Origin of the sequence: Streptomyces sp. A5-4 (assembly GCF_051131715.1) — a bacterium.
Lineage (GTDB): Bacteria > Actinomycetota > Actinomycetes > Streptomycetales > Streptomycetaceae > Streptomyces.
The window spans coordinates 3,791,084-3,805,711 of sequence record NZ_CP178591.1; the positions used below are offsets into that span (position 1 = coordinate 3,791,084).

At 71.1% G+C, this 14,628-nt stretch carries 11 protein-coding genes, 1 tRNA gene and 1 pseudogene; 5 read left to right on the forward strand and 8 right to left on the reverse strand.

Annotated elements, in window-relative coordinates; all coding sequences use genetic code 11:
* The 3 genes from ACLLJJ_RS17415 to ACLLJJ_RS17425 form a co-directional block, all read right to left on the reverse strand.
* Complete coding sequence (locus tag ACLLJJ_RS17415; protein WP_434592187.1) at window positions 1-927, reverse strand: bifunctional MaoC family dehydratase N-terminal/OB-fold nucleic acid binding domain-containing protein; 927 nt, start codon at window positions 925-927, stop codon at window positions 1-3.
* The gene (locus ACLLJJ_RS17420; RefSeq protein ID WP_434592190.1) at window positions 920-2,146 is read right to left on the reverse strand and encodes an acyl-CoA dehydrogenase family protein; all 1,227 of its coding nucleotides are present in this window, start codon (window positions 2,144-2,146) and stop codon (window positions 920-922) included. Before ACLLJJ_RS17420 ends, ACLLJJ_RS17415 begins: the two co-directional genes overlap by 8 nt.
* Before the next feature lie 226 nt (window positions 2,147-2,372).
* Complete coding sequence (locus ACLLJJ_RS17425; protein ID WP_434592193.1) at window positions 2,373-2,684, reverse strand: hypothetical protein; 312 nt, start codon at window positions 2,682-2,684, stop codon at window positions 2,373-2,375.
* A 322-nt stretch (window positions 2,685-3,006) separates the two neighbouring features.
* Here ACLLJJ_RS17425 and ACLLJJ_RS17430 point away from each other — a divergent pair, with 322 nt between their 5' ends.
* Window positions 3,007-4,044, forward strand: coding sequence for a bifunctional DNA primase/polymerase (locus tag ACLLJJ_RS17430; RefSeq protein ID WP_434592195.1), 1,038 nt, complete (start codon window positions 3,007-3,009; stop codon window positions 4,042-4,044).
* Window positions 4,045-4,393: 349 nt separating this feature from the next.
* Here ACLLJJ_RS17430 and ACLLJJ_RS17435 read toward each other — a convergent pair.
* The 3 genes from ACLLJJ_RS17435 to ACLLJJ_RS17445 all read right to left on the reverse strand — a co-directional run bounded on the left by ACLLJJ_RS17435 (window position 4,394) and on the right by ACLLJJ_RS17445 (window position 7,784).
* Window positions 4,394-4,480 (reverse strand) — tRNA-Ser (locus ACLLJJ_RS17435).
* Window positions 4,481-4,542: 62 nt separating this feature from the next.
* On the reverse strand, window positions 4,543-6,162 hold the full coding sequence (locus tag ACLLJJ_RS17440) for an IS1634 family transposase (RefSeq protein WP_434588209.1): 1,620 nt from the start codon (window positions 6,160-6,162) through the stop codon (window positions 4,543-4,545).
* A 134-nt stretch (window positions 6,163-6,296) separates the two neighbouring features.
* Window positions 6,297-7,784, reverse strand: a complete 1,488-nt coding sequence (locus tag ACLLJJ_RS17445; protein ID WP_434592198.1) for a S1C family serine protease — start codon at window positions 7,782-7,784, stop codon at window positions 6,297-6,299.
* 265 nt (window positions 7,785-8,049) lie between these two features.
* Here ACLLJJ_RS17445 and ACLLJJ_RS17450 point away from each other — a divergent pair.
* The 3 genes and pseudogenes from ACLLJJ_RS17450 to ACLLJJ_RS17460 all read left to right on the forward strand — a co-directional run bounded on the left by ACLLJJ_RS17450 (window position 8,050) and on the right by ACLLJJ_RS17460 (window position 10,641).
* Window positions 8,050-8,843 (forward strand): annotated as a pseudogene (locus ACLLJJ_RS17450) (glycerophosphodiester phosphodiesterase).
* Window positions 8,844-8,895: 52 nt separating this feature from the next.
* The gene (locus ACLLJJ_RS17455) at window positions 8,896-9,495 is read left to right on the forward strand and encodes an ATP-binding protein (RefSeq protein ID WP_434592201.1); all 600 of its coding nucleotides are present in this window, start codon (window positions 8,896-8,898) and stop codon (window positions 9,493-9,495) included.
* A 183-nt stretch (window positions 9,496-9,678) separates the two neighbouring features.
* Window positions 9,679-10,641, forward strand: coding sequence for a DUF5926 family protein (locus tag ACLLJJ_RS17460; RefSeq protein WP_434592204.1), 963 nt, complete (start codon window positions 9,679-9,681; stop codon window positions 10,639-10,641).
* A 300-nt stretch (window positions 10,642-10,941) separates the two neighbouring features.
* Here the strand turns inward: ACLLJJ_RS17460 and ACLLJJ_RS17465 are convergent, their stop codons facing one another.
* Both ACLLJJ_RS17465 and ACLLJJ_RS17470 read right to left on the reverse strand, forming a co-directional pair.
* Window positions 10,942-11,529, reverse strand: a complete 588-nt coding sequence (locus tag ACLLJJ_RS17465; protein ID WP_434592207.1) for a hypothetical protein — start codon at window positions 11,527-11,529, stop codon at window positions 10,942-10,944.
* A 341-nt stretch (window positions 11,530-11,870) separates the two neighbouring features.
* Window positions 11,871-12,602: a bifunctional DNA primase/polymerase gene (locus tag ACLLJJ_RS17470; protein WP_434592210.1), complete on the reverse strand. Its 732-nt coding sequence runs from the start codon at window positions 12,600-12,602 to the stop codon at window positions 11,871-11,873.
* Between the two features lie 421 nt (window positions 12,603-13,023).
* Between ACLLJJ_RS17470 and ACLLJJ_RS17475 the strand changes: the two genes are divergently transcribed.
* Window positions 13,024-14,544: a PP2C family protein-serine/threonine phosphatase gene (locus tag ACLLJJ_RS17475; RefSeq protein WP_434592213.1), complete on the forward strand. Its 1,521-nt coding sequence runs from the start codon at window positions 13,024-13,026 to the stop codon at window positions 14,542-14,544.
* The last annotated feature ends 84 nt before the right edge of the window (window positions 14,545-14,628 follow it).

Here is a 14,628-nt window from a genome sequence, read left to right on the forward strand (position 1 = left end):
TCAGCCCGCGCCCCCTCTGAAGACCGGCAGCTTCAACTTCGCGTCCACGCGCAGGAATTCGAGCTGTACGGGCATGCCGATCCGTACCTTGTCGTAGGGCACCCCGACCACGTTGCTGACCATGCGCACACCCTCGGTGAGTTCGATCAGCCCGACCGCGTAGGGCGGGGCGAAGGCCGGGAACGCCGGTCGGTGCATGACGACGTACGAGAAGACCGTGCCCGTGCCGCTCGCCTCGACGGTGTCCCATGCGGCGCCCCCGCAGGCGTTGCACCCCGGGAGCCAGGGGAATCGCAGCGTCGCGCAGCTCTCGCAGCGTTGGATCAGCAGTCGGTGCTCGGCGACCCCGGCCCAGAATCCGGCGTTGTCCCGGTTCACGACCGGCCTGGGCCGCGCGGCCTCGGCCGCCTCCCCGGTCTTTCTCCCGGCCTCGGCGGGCGCGTACTTGAGGATGCGGAAGCGGTGCGTACCGGCGAGCTCTCCGCCGGCCCTGATGTCCATCCTGGTCGTGACGAAGTGCCCGGTGCCCAGCTTTGTCGTCTTGCGCCCGGACACCGACTCGATCACCGCGTCGAACGTGACGCGGTCCCCGGGACGCAGGTCCCGCAGGTACTCCTGCTCGCAGTCGGTCGCGACGACCGAGGTGCACCCCGCTCCGTCCAGCAGCTCGAACAGCTCCTCGTACGCGCCCGACCTCCCCGTGTGCCCCGAGAGCCCACCCATCGTCCAGGCCTGGAGCATCGTCGGCGGCGCCACCGCGCCCGGCCCCGCGTACGCCGGGCTCTCGTCACCCATCGCCTCGCACCAGTGCCTGATCATGGGCTCGTTGACCAGGTCCTTGCCGACCCCGGAGGTGGTGGCGGCCCGCCCCTCGTACGCCTTCAGCCGCGTGTGGAACCTCTGGAGCTCATCAAGATCGTCACTCATCGCCCGCCCCCTCCGTGGCCCTCGCCCGCTGCCTTTTCGGTCTGCGCATGCCGAGCCGCATCGTCGCGACGAGCTCCCGCTGCACCTCGCTGACCCCGCCCCCGAAGGTGTTGATCTGCGCGGCCCGGTTCATCCGCTCCAACTCCCCGTCCCCGAAGGCGCCCGGCGAACCGGACCGCACCAACCCGGCCTCACCCGTGACCTCCTGGCACATGCGGTACACCGCGACCGCGGCCTCCGTTCCCATGAACTTCACGCCACTCGCGTCGCCCGGCGCCAGCGCGTCCGCCCCCACGTCCCCGACCAGCCGCCAGTTGAGCAGCCGCATCGCCGCGAGGCGGGCGTACGCCTCCGCCAGCCGCGCCCGCACCCAGGGCCGGTCCGCCGGCCGCTCGCCGGTGTCCGGGTCGGGGGTGGCGGCGTACGCCAGCGCCTGGTCGTAACAGCCCTCGGCCTGCATCCCGATCGCCGCGAGCGCCACCCGCTCGTGGTTGAGCTGGTTGGTGATCAGCCCCCAGCCGGCGTTCTCCTCGCCGACCAGGTTCGTGACGGGCACCCGGATGCCGTCGTAGTACGTGGCGGTCGTGGTCAGCCCGCCGACCGTCTCGATCGGCGTCCATGAGAAGCCGGGCGCGTCCGTCGGCACCAGGATGATCGAGATGCCCTTGTGTTTGGGGGCCGCCGGGTCCGTACGGCAGGCCAGCCAGATCCAGTCGGCGTTCTGGGCGTTGCTGGTGAAGATCTTCTGTCCGTCGATCAGCCACTCACCGCCCGCACCCCCCTCAGCGTCGAGGTCGCCGCCTTCGCGGCACGCGCGCGTGCGCAGCGAGGCGAGGTCCGTACCGGCCGACGGCTCGGTGTACCCGATCGCGAAAACGAGCTCGCCCCGCAGGATGCGCGGCAGGAAGAAGTCCTTCTGCCCGGCCGTCCCGTACTTCATCAGGGTCGGCCCGACAGTGTTGAGCGTGACCATCGAAACGGGTGCGCCCGCCCGGTACGCCTCGTCGAAGAAGACGAACTGCTCGTCGGCCCCACGCCCCTGGCCGCCGTATTCGACGGGCCAGCCGAGCCCGAGCATCCCGTCTGCGCCGATCCGCCGGGCCAGGGCGCGTTGCTCGGCCGGGTCCTCGACGCGTCGCCCTTCCGGCATGACCTCACGGAAGTACGAGCGGAGTTCTGCGCGCAGCTGCCGCTGACGCGCGGTGGGAGCGAGGTGCACGGCGGCGGCCTCCGACGGCGTTACGGATCAGGATTTCTGACTGTCCGTCAGGTCAGCGTGCGCTGTCAAGGTCGAGGACTCACCCATCCCGCCACCGAGGGCCTCACCGGACTTCCGCACCGCCCCGCCTCTCCGCCACAACGCGAACTGCCTGCGCGACGGCGCCGAAGCACCGTCGCGCAGGCAGTCGTTCACCCCGCGGCACAAGCCCCGACAGGGCCGCAGCTCACCAGAGCTTGGTGAAGTTCACCGCGACGTTCTCGTTCGACTGGTCGATCGCGGTGAATCCGGACCCGTTCACGGCCGCGGTGTTGTTCTGGTTGGAGGCGCCGGAACCGGTCGCCACCTGCTGCGTGGTGGTCGAGTTTCCGTTGTTGTCGTGACCGACACCGCTTCCGTTGACCGTGGCCACGCTCGCGTTGGATCCGTTGTTCGCAAAGGAGCCGTTGTCGGCAACCGCGACACCCGAGAAGAGGGCCGCCGCGAGGGGCAGCGCGGCGAGAACGGCGAAGGTGCGAGCGGTACGGGTGGTTGCCATGTCAATTCCTCCAGGAACTGGGACTGGTAAGTACGGCCATTTCCGGGGCGGCCGGCCGGCCACCGCGGCGTTGGTCACGACGTCGCGAGATCAGACTTGCCTATCGAATCCCCGGCGAACCAGCCCGGACGGCCTAATTCCCCCTCAAGTGTGAGGACATGTCGATAAACCCCCTTCACGCCCCCAAACCACCACCTCACCCCGGTCGGGGCCGCCCGGGCCCGGGCGCCGCAAGGGAAGAAGCGTTCCGCCACATTTTCGGCCAATCCACCCATTCCCATTCCCCCTTCCCTTCTTCGAACACTTGTACGAACATGAACGTATGGCCACTACCGACCGGCGCGCCGCCACCCTGGCCCTCGCCCACGCTCTCTCCGCCGCCGAGCGCGGGCTCCCCGTCATCCCCCTGTCCCGGACCAAGCTCCCCGCCCTGCGCTCGCCGCACCGCGACTCCCCCGATCCGCTCGTGTGCCGCGGCGAGTGCGGGCAGCCGGGGCACGGCGTGCACGACGCCAGCGCCGACCCCGCCACCGTCCGCGCCCTGTTCGCCGCCGCCCCCTGGGCCACCGGCTACGGCATCGCCTGCGGCCGGGCCCCGCACCACCTCGTGGGCATCGACCTGGACACCAAACCGGCCCCGGACGCCGGGAAGTACCCAGGACCTTCCTACGCCCCGGGCGGCGAGGCGTACGCCGGCACCGCATCGGCCCCTGACCCCGAGGCGTACGCCCGCCTCGCCCCGACCACCGGCACCTCACGCACCGGGGCATCCGCCGACGCCACCTCGAACACCGCCTCCGACAGCACCGCGGCCCTCCGCCACCTCGCCCTCCAGCACCTCTTCACGATCCCAGAGACCGTCGTGGTCCTCACCCCCAGCGGTGGCCGCCACCTCTGGCTGACCGCGCCGCCCGAGGTCGTCGTCCCCAACTCCGCGAGCCGCCTGGCCCCGGGCATCGACATCCGCGGCGCCGGCGGCTACCTGGTGGGCCCCGGCTCCCTCACCACGCGCGGCATCTACCGCACGGCGCCGGGCACGGCGCACCTCGCCCCGGCCCCCTGCCCCGGCGCACTCCTGCGCCTGATTGCGCCCCCCGCACGCCCTCACCACCCCACGGACCGGCCCGGCCCGCACGCCGAACCGCCCGGACGCGGCCACGGCCTGGTCCACTTCGTCCTCGCGGCGCACGAGGGCCAGCGCAACACCCGCCTTTTCTGGGCCGCGTGCCGTGCGTACGAGAACGGCCTCGGCCCCGCCCTCACCGACCCCCTCACCGAAGCGGCCGTCCGCACAGGTCTCACCGAACGCGAGGCCCGAGCCACCATCGCCTCCGCGGCCCGCCTCTCCACGGCGTCCTGAACCGGGGAGGCCGTGCAGGATGGCCCTGTTCGCCATGGCGGACGTGGGGGACGTGGGGGATCAACGCCGCCCATGCCCGCCACCCGGCCTGGGACGGCCACCTCACCGCGCTCCGCCGCGCGGGCGTGCACCTGATCCACGGCCCGAACGTCTGGCCACTCCACGAACCCCGCCGCGCCCCGGCCGACCAGCAGACCCCCTGGCCGGCGATCCTCGCCGCACTGGACACGGCCGCCTAGCACCGCCCCACGGCCCCGCCGAACCAGCGCCGATACAGCAGGCCGACAGTAGACGGGGCGCCCCCGTAACCGGAGGCGCCCCGTCTGCACTGCACATTGTTTGAACTACGCGGTGGGTGTGGGATTTGAACCCACGGTGACATCGCTGCCACGACGGTTTTCAAGACCGTTCCCTTAGGCCGCTCGGGCAACCCACCCCGCGCCACCGCTGTGCGGTGGGCGCGGGGACAGCCTAGCCGGTGACTTCGCACATGGGGCTTTAGGTCTCCAGCCAGCGGGGCCGGGTTTCGTCGATGCCGAGGAGTTCGAGTAGGTGTGCTTGGACTCCTCGGCTGATGAGGATGACGGGTGGGTCGGTGGCGGTGCCGGGGCGGAGCATGAGGCCGTCGAGGTGGTAGAGGATCATGCGGCCGGTGGGTCGGACCTTGCGGTTGTCGGGGTAGAGGCCGGCCATGGTCTGCTCGGGGCCCAGGGCCTGGCGGACCTGGCGTTCGATCAGGCAGTAGACCAGCAGGGCCAGGCAGATCACGGTGATCAAGGCCGTGATGCGGCGGTTGTGCTCCAGGAACAGCGGCGCGACGGCCAGGGGGCCTTTGAACTCGCCGTAGCGGCGTTCGACCACTCCCTGGCCTTTGTAGCGCCGGAAGACCTCGGCCGTGTCGGCCTGCTCCGGAGTCAGAGCGGTGACCAGGGAGTACCAGCCGTCGGCGGCGGCTTCGGCGGCCAGGACGTCCTCGTCGAAGTGCCAGGCCAGAGTGGGTTTCCCGTCGGGGCCGGCGGTGACGGTGGTACGCAGGCAGCTGGCGACCCGGCGGGACTTGGTGATCACCCCGATCCGGGCCTGGACCTTCTCGGCGGTGGTGTAGTACCGGCCGCCGGCCGAGTTTTGCAGTTTCTCCAGATCCTCGGTGGCTCTGGCCAGACGCTTGGCGCGTGCTTTGCGCTGGCCCTCCGCGTTGCCGGTGGAGTGGACCAGGATCCGGCGCAGGTGGTGGACCGGGTCGCGCTTGCGTGGTCCTGCCATGGCGTGGACGTCTTCCAGGACCCGGTAGGACTCGCGCTGGTCGGCGGGGGTCTCCCGCTCGCGGTCGCGGTCGTTGACGTAGTCGACCAGCTCGGCGGCCCCGAGGTCGGCAGTGGCGTAGAAGCCGGCTTTGACCTGGGCCGCGGGTATGGGGGCGACGAATCCGACCCGGGCGTCAAGCAGGGCGGTGACATTCGGGTAGGACACCAGTTTGGAGTCCGCGACGAGCAGGAAGTCCTTGCGGTCGGCGATCTTCCGCAGGGCCTTCATCGCGCCGACGACCTGGGCGACCTCGCCCGCTCCGCCGTCGTAGGCACGGTGGAAGACGGGGATGCCACCGTCGCGGGTGACGGCCAGCCCGGCCTGGACCTGCTTCAGGTCGACCCGCCGGTCCTTGGGGTGACCGTATCTGACTTGCGCGTACTCCTCTTCCTGGTCCGGGTAGGCGCCGAACATGGAGATCGACGTCATGTCCCAGTGGATCTGAGCGGTATCGATGCCGAACTCCGCGATGGCCTGCGCGCCGACCGAGCCGGTGATCTCCTCCAGGTGCGGGGCGATCGCGTCCAGAGCGCGGGCGATACGGTCGTCGTTGAGCAGGTCCGGCTCGATGCCGAAGACCTCCTCGACAGCCCACTTCCGCGCCCAGTCCTCCACCCGCACCATCGAGGTCGGCGAGGACAGCCGGTTGGCGATCAGCGCCTCGACGACCTGCCCGTGCGTCAGATGAGCCACCTCACGGACAGGACACAGCTCGTCGATGATCCCGGCCACGTCCAGCCGGCGCAGAAACTCGGCAGAGGCAGGCAGAGCACCCAGACGCCTCTCCACCACAGGCGCCAACTCCACCGACATGCGGGGGCGCTGGACCCGGGAACGACACGAACGAGATATCGGCACGTCCAGAACAACGACCCGCACTTATCGAAGTACCGGCCAACTCATCAGTTCATCCGATTCAGCTATGTGCGGAGGATCGGCCTAGCCGGTCAGCTGTCGTCGCCCTTGCGCTGGCCCAGGGTGACATCGACCGTGGAGGACTTGCCGGCGCGCTCGTACGTGAGCGTGACCTTGTCGTCCGGCTTGTGGGTCCAGATCTCGCTGATCAGGGTCGGGCCGCTCTCGATCACGCGGTCGTCGAGCTTGGTGATGACGTCGCCCGCCTTGAGGCCCGCCGAGGCGGCCGGGCCGTTCGGCAGGACCGCCGGGGTATTGCCCGCGCCGCTGTCCGCGACCTTGGCGCCGCCCGTGCTCTTCTCGTCCATGGCCACCGTCGCGCCGATCACCGGGTAGACCGGCACACCCGTCTTGATCAGCTGCTCGGCGACGGTCCGCGCCTGGTTGACCGGGATCGCGAAGCCCAGGCCGATGGAGCCCGCCTGGGACTGGCCGAAGCCGCCGGAGCCGCCGCCGGACTGGATGGCCGAGTTGATGCCGACGACCGCGCCGCGCGAATCCAGCAGCGGGCCGCCGGAGTTGCCCGGGTTGATGGACGCGTCGGTCTGCAGGGCGCTCATGTACGAGGCCTTGCTGCCCTGGCCATCGCCCGAGGCGACCGGGCGGTCCTTCGCGCTGACGATGCCGGTGGTGACCGTGTTCGACAGGCCGAAGGGGGCGCCGATGGCGATCGTCGAGTCGCCGACCGCGACCTTGTCCGAGTCGCCCAGCGGCAGCGGGGCCAGGCCGGACGGGGCGTTCTTCAGCTTCAGTACGGCCACGTCGTAGCCCTGTGCCCGGCCGACCACCTCGGCGTCGTACTTCTTGCCGTTGGAGAAGGTGACGGACACCGCGCCGCTGTCGGCCGCGGAAGCCACCACATGGTTATTGGTGACGATGTGGCCTTCCTTGTCGTAGACGAAGCCGGTGCCCGTGCCGCCCTCGCCGTCGCCGCCCCGCGCCTGGATGGTGACGACGCTCGGCAGGGCCTTGCCCGCGACCGCCGCGACCGTGCCCGGCTCGCGCTTGAAGTCCTTGAGGTCTCCGGCAGCGGAGACGGTGGTCGAGTCGGTGGGGTTGTCGTTGCGCTCGGCGGCCCAGTAGCCGAAGCCGCCTCCGACGCCGCCCGCGATCAGCGCGGCGGCCAGCACCCCGGCCACCAGGCCGCCATTGCGCTTCTTCGGGGCCGGGGGCACGGGTGCCCTGGGCGCGCCCCAGGCGGGGCCGCCGCTGTGACCGCCGATGCCGTCGTCACCGGCGCCGCCTCCTCCGTACGAGGGGTAGGCGGGCGGCGGCGGGGGCCAGCCGGCGCCCGCGGCCTGGGTGTACGGCGCCCCGGCGGGCACCGGGCCGGGCTGCGGGGCGTGCGCGGGCTGCTCCGGCGCGGTGGCCGCCGACGGCCGCTGCTCGGCGGCCGGGGCGGGCCCGGCCCCATGTCCGGGCTGCTGTGCCGCAGTCGCGGAGTCGGGCTCGGGAGCGGCCGGTGCGGGAGGTGCAGACGGGGCGGCCGGAACCGCAGTGCCCTCGTTCTCGGTGCTCACAGCTCTCTTCTCCTCGGTCCCACATCAGGCTCGGTCTCGATGTCCCTGTGTGAAGTCTTTGTCTGAGTATCGTCAACGTCCAACTGTGCAAGTGTCCGCTGTCAGCTTTTCCCACCGGACGTCAGCGCGCGGTAAGCAGTTCCTGTGCGTCCACTGATCATCCTTTATATCGGACAAAACCGGCGCACCTTCGAGGCGTCCGGCAGGCCCCTGCGCCGGGCCCCTCAGGTGCGCGCCTACCCCGTCCCGGTGACACCATGACGCGGTGACCCACGCACGGCAGCACACCACCCAAGTCGTCGCTCACCGGGGCGCCTCCGAGGACGCCCCCGAGCACACCCTGGCCGCGTACATGAAGGCGATCGAGGACGGCGCGGACGCCCTCGAATGCGATGTACGGCTCACCGCGGACGGACACCTCGTCTGCGTGCACGACCGTCGGGTGAACCGCACATCGAACGGCCGCGGCGCCGTCTCCGCCCTCGAACTGGCCGATCTCGCCACCCTCGACTTCGGCTCCTGGAAGGATCGCGAGGAGTCCCCGGACTGGGACCCCGGCCGGGGTGAGCTCACCTCCGTACTCACCCTGGAGCGGCTGCTCGAACTGGTCTCGGACGCCGGGCGCCGCATCGAGCTGGCCATCGAGACCAAGCACCCGACCCGCTGGGCCGGCCAGGTCGAGGAGCGGCTGCTCCTCCTGCTGAAGCAGTTCGGCCTCGACGCGCCCGCCGCGGACGAGCCCTCGCCGGTACGCATCATGAGCTTCTCGGCCCGCTCCCTGCACCGGGTGGCAACCGCCGCACCCACCATCCCGACCGTCTATCTGATGCAGTTCGTCTCGCCGCGGCTGCGCGACGGGCGACTTCCGGCCGGTGCGCGCATCGCGGGTCCCGGCATGCGCATTGTCCGCAATCACCCCGGTTACATCGCGCGGGTCACCGGGTGCACGTGTGGACGGTGAACGAGCCGGAGGACGTCGAGCTGTGCATCCGCCTCGGCGTCGACGCAATCATCACCAATCGCCCAAAGCAGGTGTTGTCGCAACTCGGGCGCCTCTGACACCGGCTACAGGGAGTGCACCGGCGCATTCGTTCCGTATTCGATCGTACGAGTGCGTCACTGCTCAACGCTTGGCCGGTTTCCGGTCCAGGCCATTGGGGCATTCACTCGGTGGCGTGGGGCGAAGGAGGTCTCGGGGGTGGCGTTTGTGGTGGCACAGGAAGTGCCCACGTCGTCGAGCATGGCCGTTCCCCACGGCCCTGCGGGCGTGGGCAATGCAAGACGTCGCATGCGTGATGAATTGCACGGAAATGGGATGACCGAATCGGTCATTGACGATGCCGTACTGATCCTTTCCGAACTGCTCAGCAATGCCTGCCGCCATGGCAGGCCGCTGGGACAGGCAGAGGTGGGGGACGGCGACATCCGCGCCGCGTGGCGCGTCGACCCGGCAGGTGCGCTGACCGTCGAAGTGACAGACGGCGGTGGCCCTACCCGACCGATTCCGGCCACACCGTCGGTCACCGCGCGCGGCGGTCGTGGGCTCAACATCATCAGTGCGCTGGCGCGGGACTGGGGGGTACAGGACAACGCGGTCGGAGAGGTCACCGTGTGGGCGGTGGTCGGCGCGGGCAATCGGCGCGAGGATTTCGCGACGCGCGTCGCCGTCCCTGATCTGACCTTCGCCGACGTCCTCGACGACCTGGACTGACCACCATGGACCGACCGCCATGGAGCAACGACAGGACCGGACGGGCACGGGGTACGCGAGTCCCGGACGACCGGCGCCGGGCCGGGCGCGGGGACCCCTCGCCCGGCGACGGACGATTCCCACCCGGTGCAGCGGCTAGGCTCGCGCCCGACACAGCACCGCCGTGAACGGGAGAAGCCACGCATGGCCAAGAAGCGCCTCCAGACCAAGGCCAAGCCTCAGGTGACCAGCGGGGAGGTGCCGGTGGTCGGGGCCCGCGAACCCTGCCCATGCGGTTCCGGCCGTCGCTACAAGGCCTGCCACGGCCGCGCCGCGTCGCACGCCGTCACCGAGCTGGTGCAGCGCCCCTTCGAGGGACTGACGGGCGAGGCCGACTGGGTCGCGCTGCGCGAGCTGGTGCCCGCCGCGACCGTGCCGCTGACGCTCAAGGACGGGCTGCCCGACGGCGTCCCCTCGGTGTCGCTGGCGACCGTTCTGCCGATGGCCTGGCCCGCGCTGCGCCGCGACGACGGCTCCGTGCTGCTCGGCCTGCAGAACGACACCCCCTCCGGCGACCTCAGCCGCGACCTCGCCGACACGCTCCGGCGTGCGCTGACCACCGAGCCGGGCAATCCGGTGGTGGCCGAGCGCGCCCCGGCGGACGGGCCGCGCCTGCAGGACCTGCTCGACCCCGGCGCGGCCTTCGAGCCGGTCGTGCACTCCGGCTTCGAGTTCTGGGTGCCGGACCCGGAGAACGCGACGCCCGAGGTCGGCGCCTCCCTGGAGCGCGCCAACGCGGCGGCGATCCCGACGGTCCGGCTGACCGGCGTCGACGCCGCCTACTGGTGCGAGGCCCCGGACCGGAACCACCTGCGCTGGGTCATGCCGTACGCCGAGGACCAGCTCCTCGACGCGCTGTCGCGGCTGCACGCCGCCGGTACGTCCTCGCTCGGCGAAGGCACCCGGCTCGTCGGCTCCTTCCGGGCGCACGGGGTGGTCGTCCCGGTCTGGGACCTGCCGAGCGGGATGTCGGCGCAGGACATCGAGAAGCCCGCGGCCCAGCTCGCGGAGCGGCTCACCGCGGCGCTCGCCTCGGACGCACCGCTGACCGCCGAAGAGCGCCGGGCACGTGGCGGGCTCACCAACCGCCAGGTCACTCTCAGCTGATCCGACCGGCCGGCCCACGGGCCCGCCGACCAACGCCCGGCCCCCTGCGGGCCCGCCGTGACGGCGGGCCCGCAGGGGACGTTTCCTGCCGGACGATTGGTGATACCCGTCACAACTCCCTGCGGTGGCAGGTAAATCCCTGTCCGAATTACTGGGATCGAATTTGCTAACCGCAGATCTCTTGTTACGGTTCTAGGAGCCCGGTCGCTGGTGCATCCCCCGTCGCCAGCGGCCGGGCGTTCGACGTTCCGGAGTCGGCGCCGGTGTTTTTCCCGCCCGGCCGCCCATCACCTCCGGTTTTCAACTGCTTGCGGGCCTCGCCGAGTTGCTTCCCGAACGCAACAGCAGCGGCCCGTCGCCCCATGCGGCGAACTCCGAGACCGCCGTGTATTGCGCGGCCTTTCCGCCGATGGGTTCACGCGGCGTTTCACACACCCCGGGCTCGTCCTCCGCGCCCACCGCGCAATGCATCTGCACAGTCCGGTGGGCGGGCCCCATCAGAGTGAGTACGGCGCGCAGTTCCTCACCCGTCGCATTGCGGTAGTACGCGCGCGCCCAGGTGCTCTCGCCCTCGGTCAGTACGCACATCTGCGCCTCGATCCCCTCGGGCGAGCTCAGTTCCGGGCCGCACTGCGCGCCGGTACGGGGCGTGGTGCCGGGTGCGCCGGGCGCGCCATCGCCCGCCCCTGCCCCGGCCGAAGGTTCCCCGGCGTCGCGCGCACCCTCCGCCGCCGCCAAGGCCTCGGGCGACGGCTTCGGCGAGGGCGGGGTGCGGGGCGCGCCCTTGGCGTCGTCGGGGGCGGGCTCGGGCTCCGCGGATGCGCCGGCCAGCGGGAGCAGGACGGTGAGCACCACCACGGCCACGATCCCGATCGTGCGGATGTTCATGGGGGTCCCACCTGTCAACTGCCCGGGAAATCCTGGCGGTGGCCCGAAGATATCGACGTATGGCAGGCACTCGGGCAACCGCGCGCCCAATTCCCCGGAACTCGGCCCCTGCTCACACTCGTACGAGTGAGTCCCCCGGCGTGTCGCCGTAACTCCCCCTGGGCCGAACGGCCCTGACGGCGGGTAGGGGCGCGCCAGACCCGGGGGGCCGTACGCGATGAACCGTCAGGACGGGCGAGCCGAACCCGGGGCCCTCGGCGCCTGGCGGGTCGTCACCACGGACGAACCGCCGGCGCCGGACAGATCCTCGGAATGGACCGCCCGCCGGCGACGACGGTCCGTCAGTACGTGAGCCTGCTGCCGCCGTCCGGCGCGCCGTTGCTCGCCACCACCAGCGCGTCCACGACCGCCTCGACGTCCGGCAGCCAGGGCGCGACGGAAGCGGCGACGGGCCCTCCCCTGCCCGGGCGGAGCCGAGGGCCCTGGGCCGGTGCCCGCTCCCAGCGCACCTGTCCCGTGCCCGTCTCCGACGGCGGCAGCACCAGATAGCCGCCCTCGCCGTGGAACCGCAGCGAGCTGGGCACCCAGTCCTTGGCGTACAGCAGCTCGCCGAGCCGCTCCAGGGAGTACGGCGCCACCAGGAGCGACCAGCGGGTGGGGGTCGCCACGACCGGGCCCAGCCGCATGCCCATCGCGTCCAGGGCCGTCAGCGCGCGGGCGCCGGCGATCGCGGAGAGGCTGAGCGCGCAGGGGGCGGTGCCGCCGGTGGCCAGCATGATCGGGGCGGTCGGCCGGTTGGTCCACCACCAGCGGATCATGCGTTCGTCGGTGGATGCCGCCAGGATGCCGGGGTCGAAGGGGTGTGCGCCGGGCACGACGCACTCGGGGTCGGGGCAGGCACAGCCCTGGTCCTGGCCGCTGCGGCTGTCGCGACCCGTGGTCGCCTTCAGCCCCACACCGGGAAGTACGGGCCACTGCCACTCGGTGGCACAGGTCAGGGCCGCGCCGAGCAGGGCGGGCTCCTCGCTTTGCCGGAACCAGAGCCTGCGTCGCCTTCCGGGGATCTCGCGCATGAGCGCTCGTCCTTTCCGTTGAACGCCGAGGTCCACATCACATCGTGTGTGCGTTACTTCACTGCGCGTACTCTTCGGTTACGAAATGGCGCATCGTGGCGATAACAGCCTGCGGCACGGGTCACTCGTCGGAGCCGAGCGTGAACGTAGCGGAGGGTGGCGCACGCATGGCGCTTACTGGTCCGGTGGAACGTTCCCCGCTACTCGGGGACGGGGCGCGGCCCACGGCGGTTAAGACGCCTGAGCCCGCCGCCAGGTTCCGGGACAGAGCCAACTACCCCCGGCCATCAACGAGTAGTTACCCAACACGGTTGATATGACGCGCTCCTGAACGCCCTCAGTCGACCGCAAAATATTGCTGAGGGTGGCATTTTTAAGCCAAGTTGCCGATCCCACAGACACCAAGAGTCCCAAGACCGCAATGCTGGACATCCCCTTACCTGTACGTGTACATGTGGATGCATTGATAGCGGCGCAGAATGACATGGGGGTTTGCGATGCTATTGAGCAAAAAGCACCAACTGGAAAGCTCGCGGTCATGAGCGCCCCGCACGTCCCGAAAGTGGCTGGAATCGATCCAGTGGTTCCGGCCCCCGCGCACACTGTCGCGCCCCAGTCTTCCAACGCTGCCCCCTCAGCCCCTCCCGTGGCCGCCATGTCGGTGATCCAGGACCGGCTCGCGACCTGGGTGTCCGACCTGACCACCCTGCACGAGCTCACCGAACGCCTGGTCCGCACCGGCACGCTCGACGAGGCCCTGCACGAGCTGCTGAGCGCCGGCGCCGCCCTGGTGGGCGCCCGCCGCGGCCTCATCGTGCTCGACCCGGCCGACGGGCTCGGCCCCGTGGCCACCGTCGGCCTGGGCCTCGCCCACGCCGACCTCGGCCACATCGAGACCGTGCCGCGCAGTTCCACCTCCTACGGCCGGATCCTGGACGGCCTGGAGACGCTCACGGAGAACGGCCGCCCGAGCGAGATCGCGCACCCCGACCTGCTCAGCGAGAAGACCCTCGACCCGCGCCACCGCGAAGTCGCCGCCCGCCTCGGCTATGCCGCCAGCTACGCGCTGCCGCTGGCCACCGAGGAGACCGGCCACGTCGGCGCGGCCGTCTGGCTCTACGACGAGCCGGCCGAGCCGGCCGAGCGCGCCCGCCACCTCGCCGGGCTCTACGCGCGGTACGCCGCCGAACACCTGGCCAGGCTGCTGGAGCTGGAGCGCTCCCGCACCCGTGTCGCGACCATCACCGAGGGCCTGTTGCCCAGCAGACTCCCGCGGGTCGCCGGGGTGCGGCTCGCCGTCCGGCACCACACCGGGCCGCGCGGCGGCAGCGACTGGTACGACGCGCTGCCGCTGCCGGAGGGCGCACTCGGACTCGCCGTCGGCTCGGTCTCCGGGTCGGGCCCGAGCGCACTGGCCGCGATGGGCAGGCTGCGGGCCTCCCTGCGGGCGTACGCCGTCATGGAGGGCGAGGACCCCGTCGCCGTACTGTCCGATCTGGAGCTGCTGCTGCGGCTGACCGAACCGGCCAGGTCCGCGACCGCCCTCTTCGCGTACTGCGAACCGGCCCTCCGCAAGGTCGTGCTGGCCGGGGCCGGGCACAGCCCGCCGCTCCTCGTCGGCGAGCGGCGCACCGAGTACGTGGAGACGTCGCTCTCCGCGCCGCTGGGGATGCTGGCCTGCTGGGAGGCGCCGAGCGTGGAGTTCACGCCGGACCCGGGAGAGACGGTGCTGCTCTACACGGACGGGCTGCTGCGCCGCACCGGCGACCCCATGGACCGGGCCTTCGCCCGGCTGCACGCGGCAGCGGCGAGCGTGCCCAGGGCGGTGCGGGACGACCCCGGAGCGATCGCGGACCACGTGCTCGCCGCGATGCTTCCGGAGGGCCACGACAGCAGCGATCCGGTGGAGGACATCGTGCTGCTCGCGGCGCGCTTCGACTGATTTCTCACAGTTGTCCACAGGTCTCCGGGCCGTCTTCTCATCGCACATACGATGGAAGGCGGCCCAATGGCGTCCCAAGGTGTC

Coding starts and splice junctions, on each gene's coding strand:
- ACLLJJ_RS17465 (WP_434592207.1), bottom strand. CDS start 11,529: ATGAACATCCGCACGATCGGGATCGTGGCCGTGGTGGTGCTCACCGTC.
- ACLLJJ_RS17440 (WP_434588209.1), bottom strand. CDS start 6,162: ATGTCGGTGGAGTTGGCGCCTGTGGTGGAGAGGCGTCTGGGTGCTCTG.
- ACLLJJ_RS17430 (WP_434592195.1), top strand. CDS start 3,007: ATGGCCACTACCGACCGGCGCGCCGCCACCCTGGCCCTCGCCCACGCT.
- ACLLJJ_RS17425 (WP_434592193.1), bottom strand. CDS start 2,684: ATGGCAACCACCCGTACCGCTCGCACCTTCGCCGTTCTCGCCGCGCTG.
- ACLLJJ_RS17460 (WP_434592204.1), top strand. CDS start 9,679: ATGGCCAAGAAGCGCCTCCAGACCAAGGCCAAGCCTCAGGTGACCAGC.
- ACLLJJ_RS17475 (WP_434592213.1), top strand. CDS start 13,024: ATGCTGGACATCCCCTTACCTGTACGTGTACATGTGGATGCATTGATA.
- ACLLJJ_RS17470 (WP_434592210.1), bottom strand. CDS start 12,602: ATGCGCGAGATCCCCGGAAGGCGACGCAGGCTCTGGTTCCGGCAAAGC.
- ACLLJJ_RS17415 (WP_434592187.1), bottom strand. CDS start 927: ATGAGTGACGATCTTGATGAGCTCCAGAGGTTCCACACGCGGCTGAAG.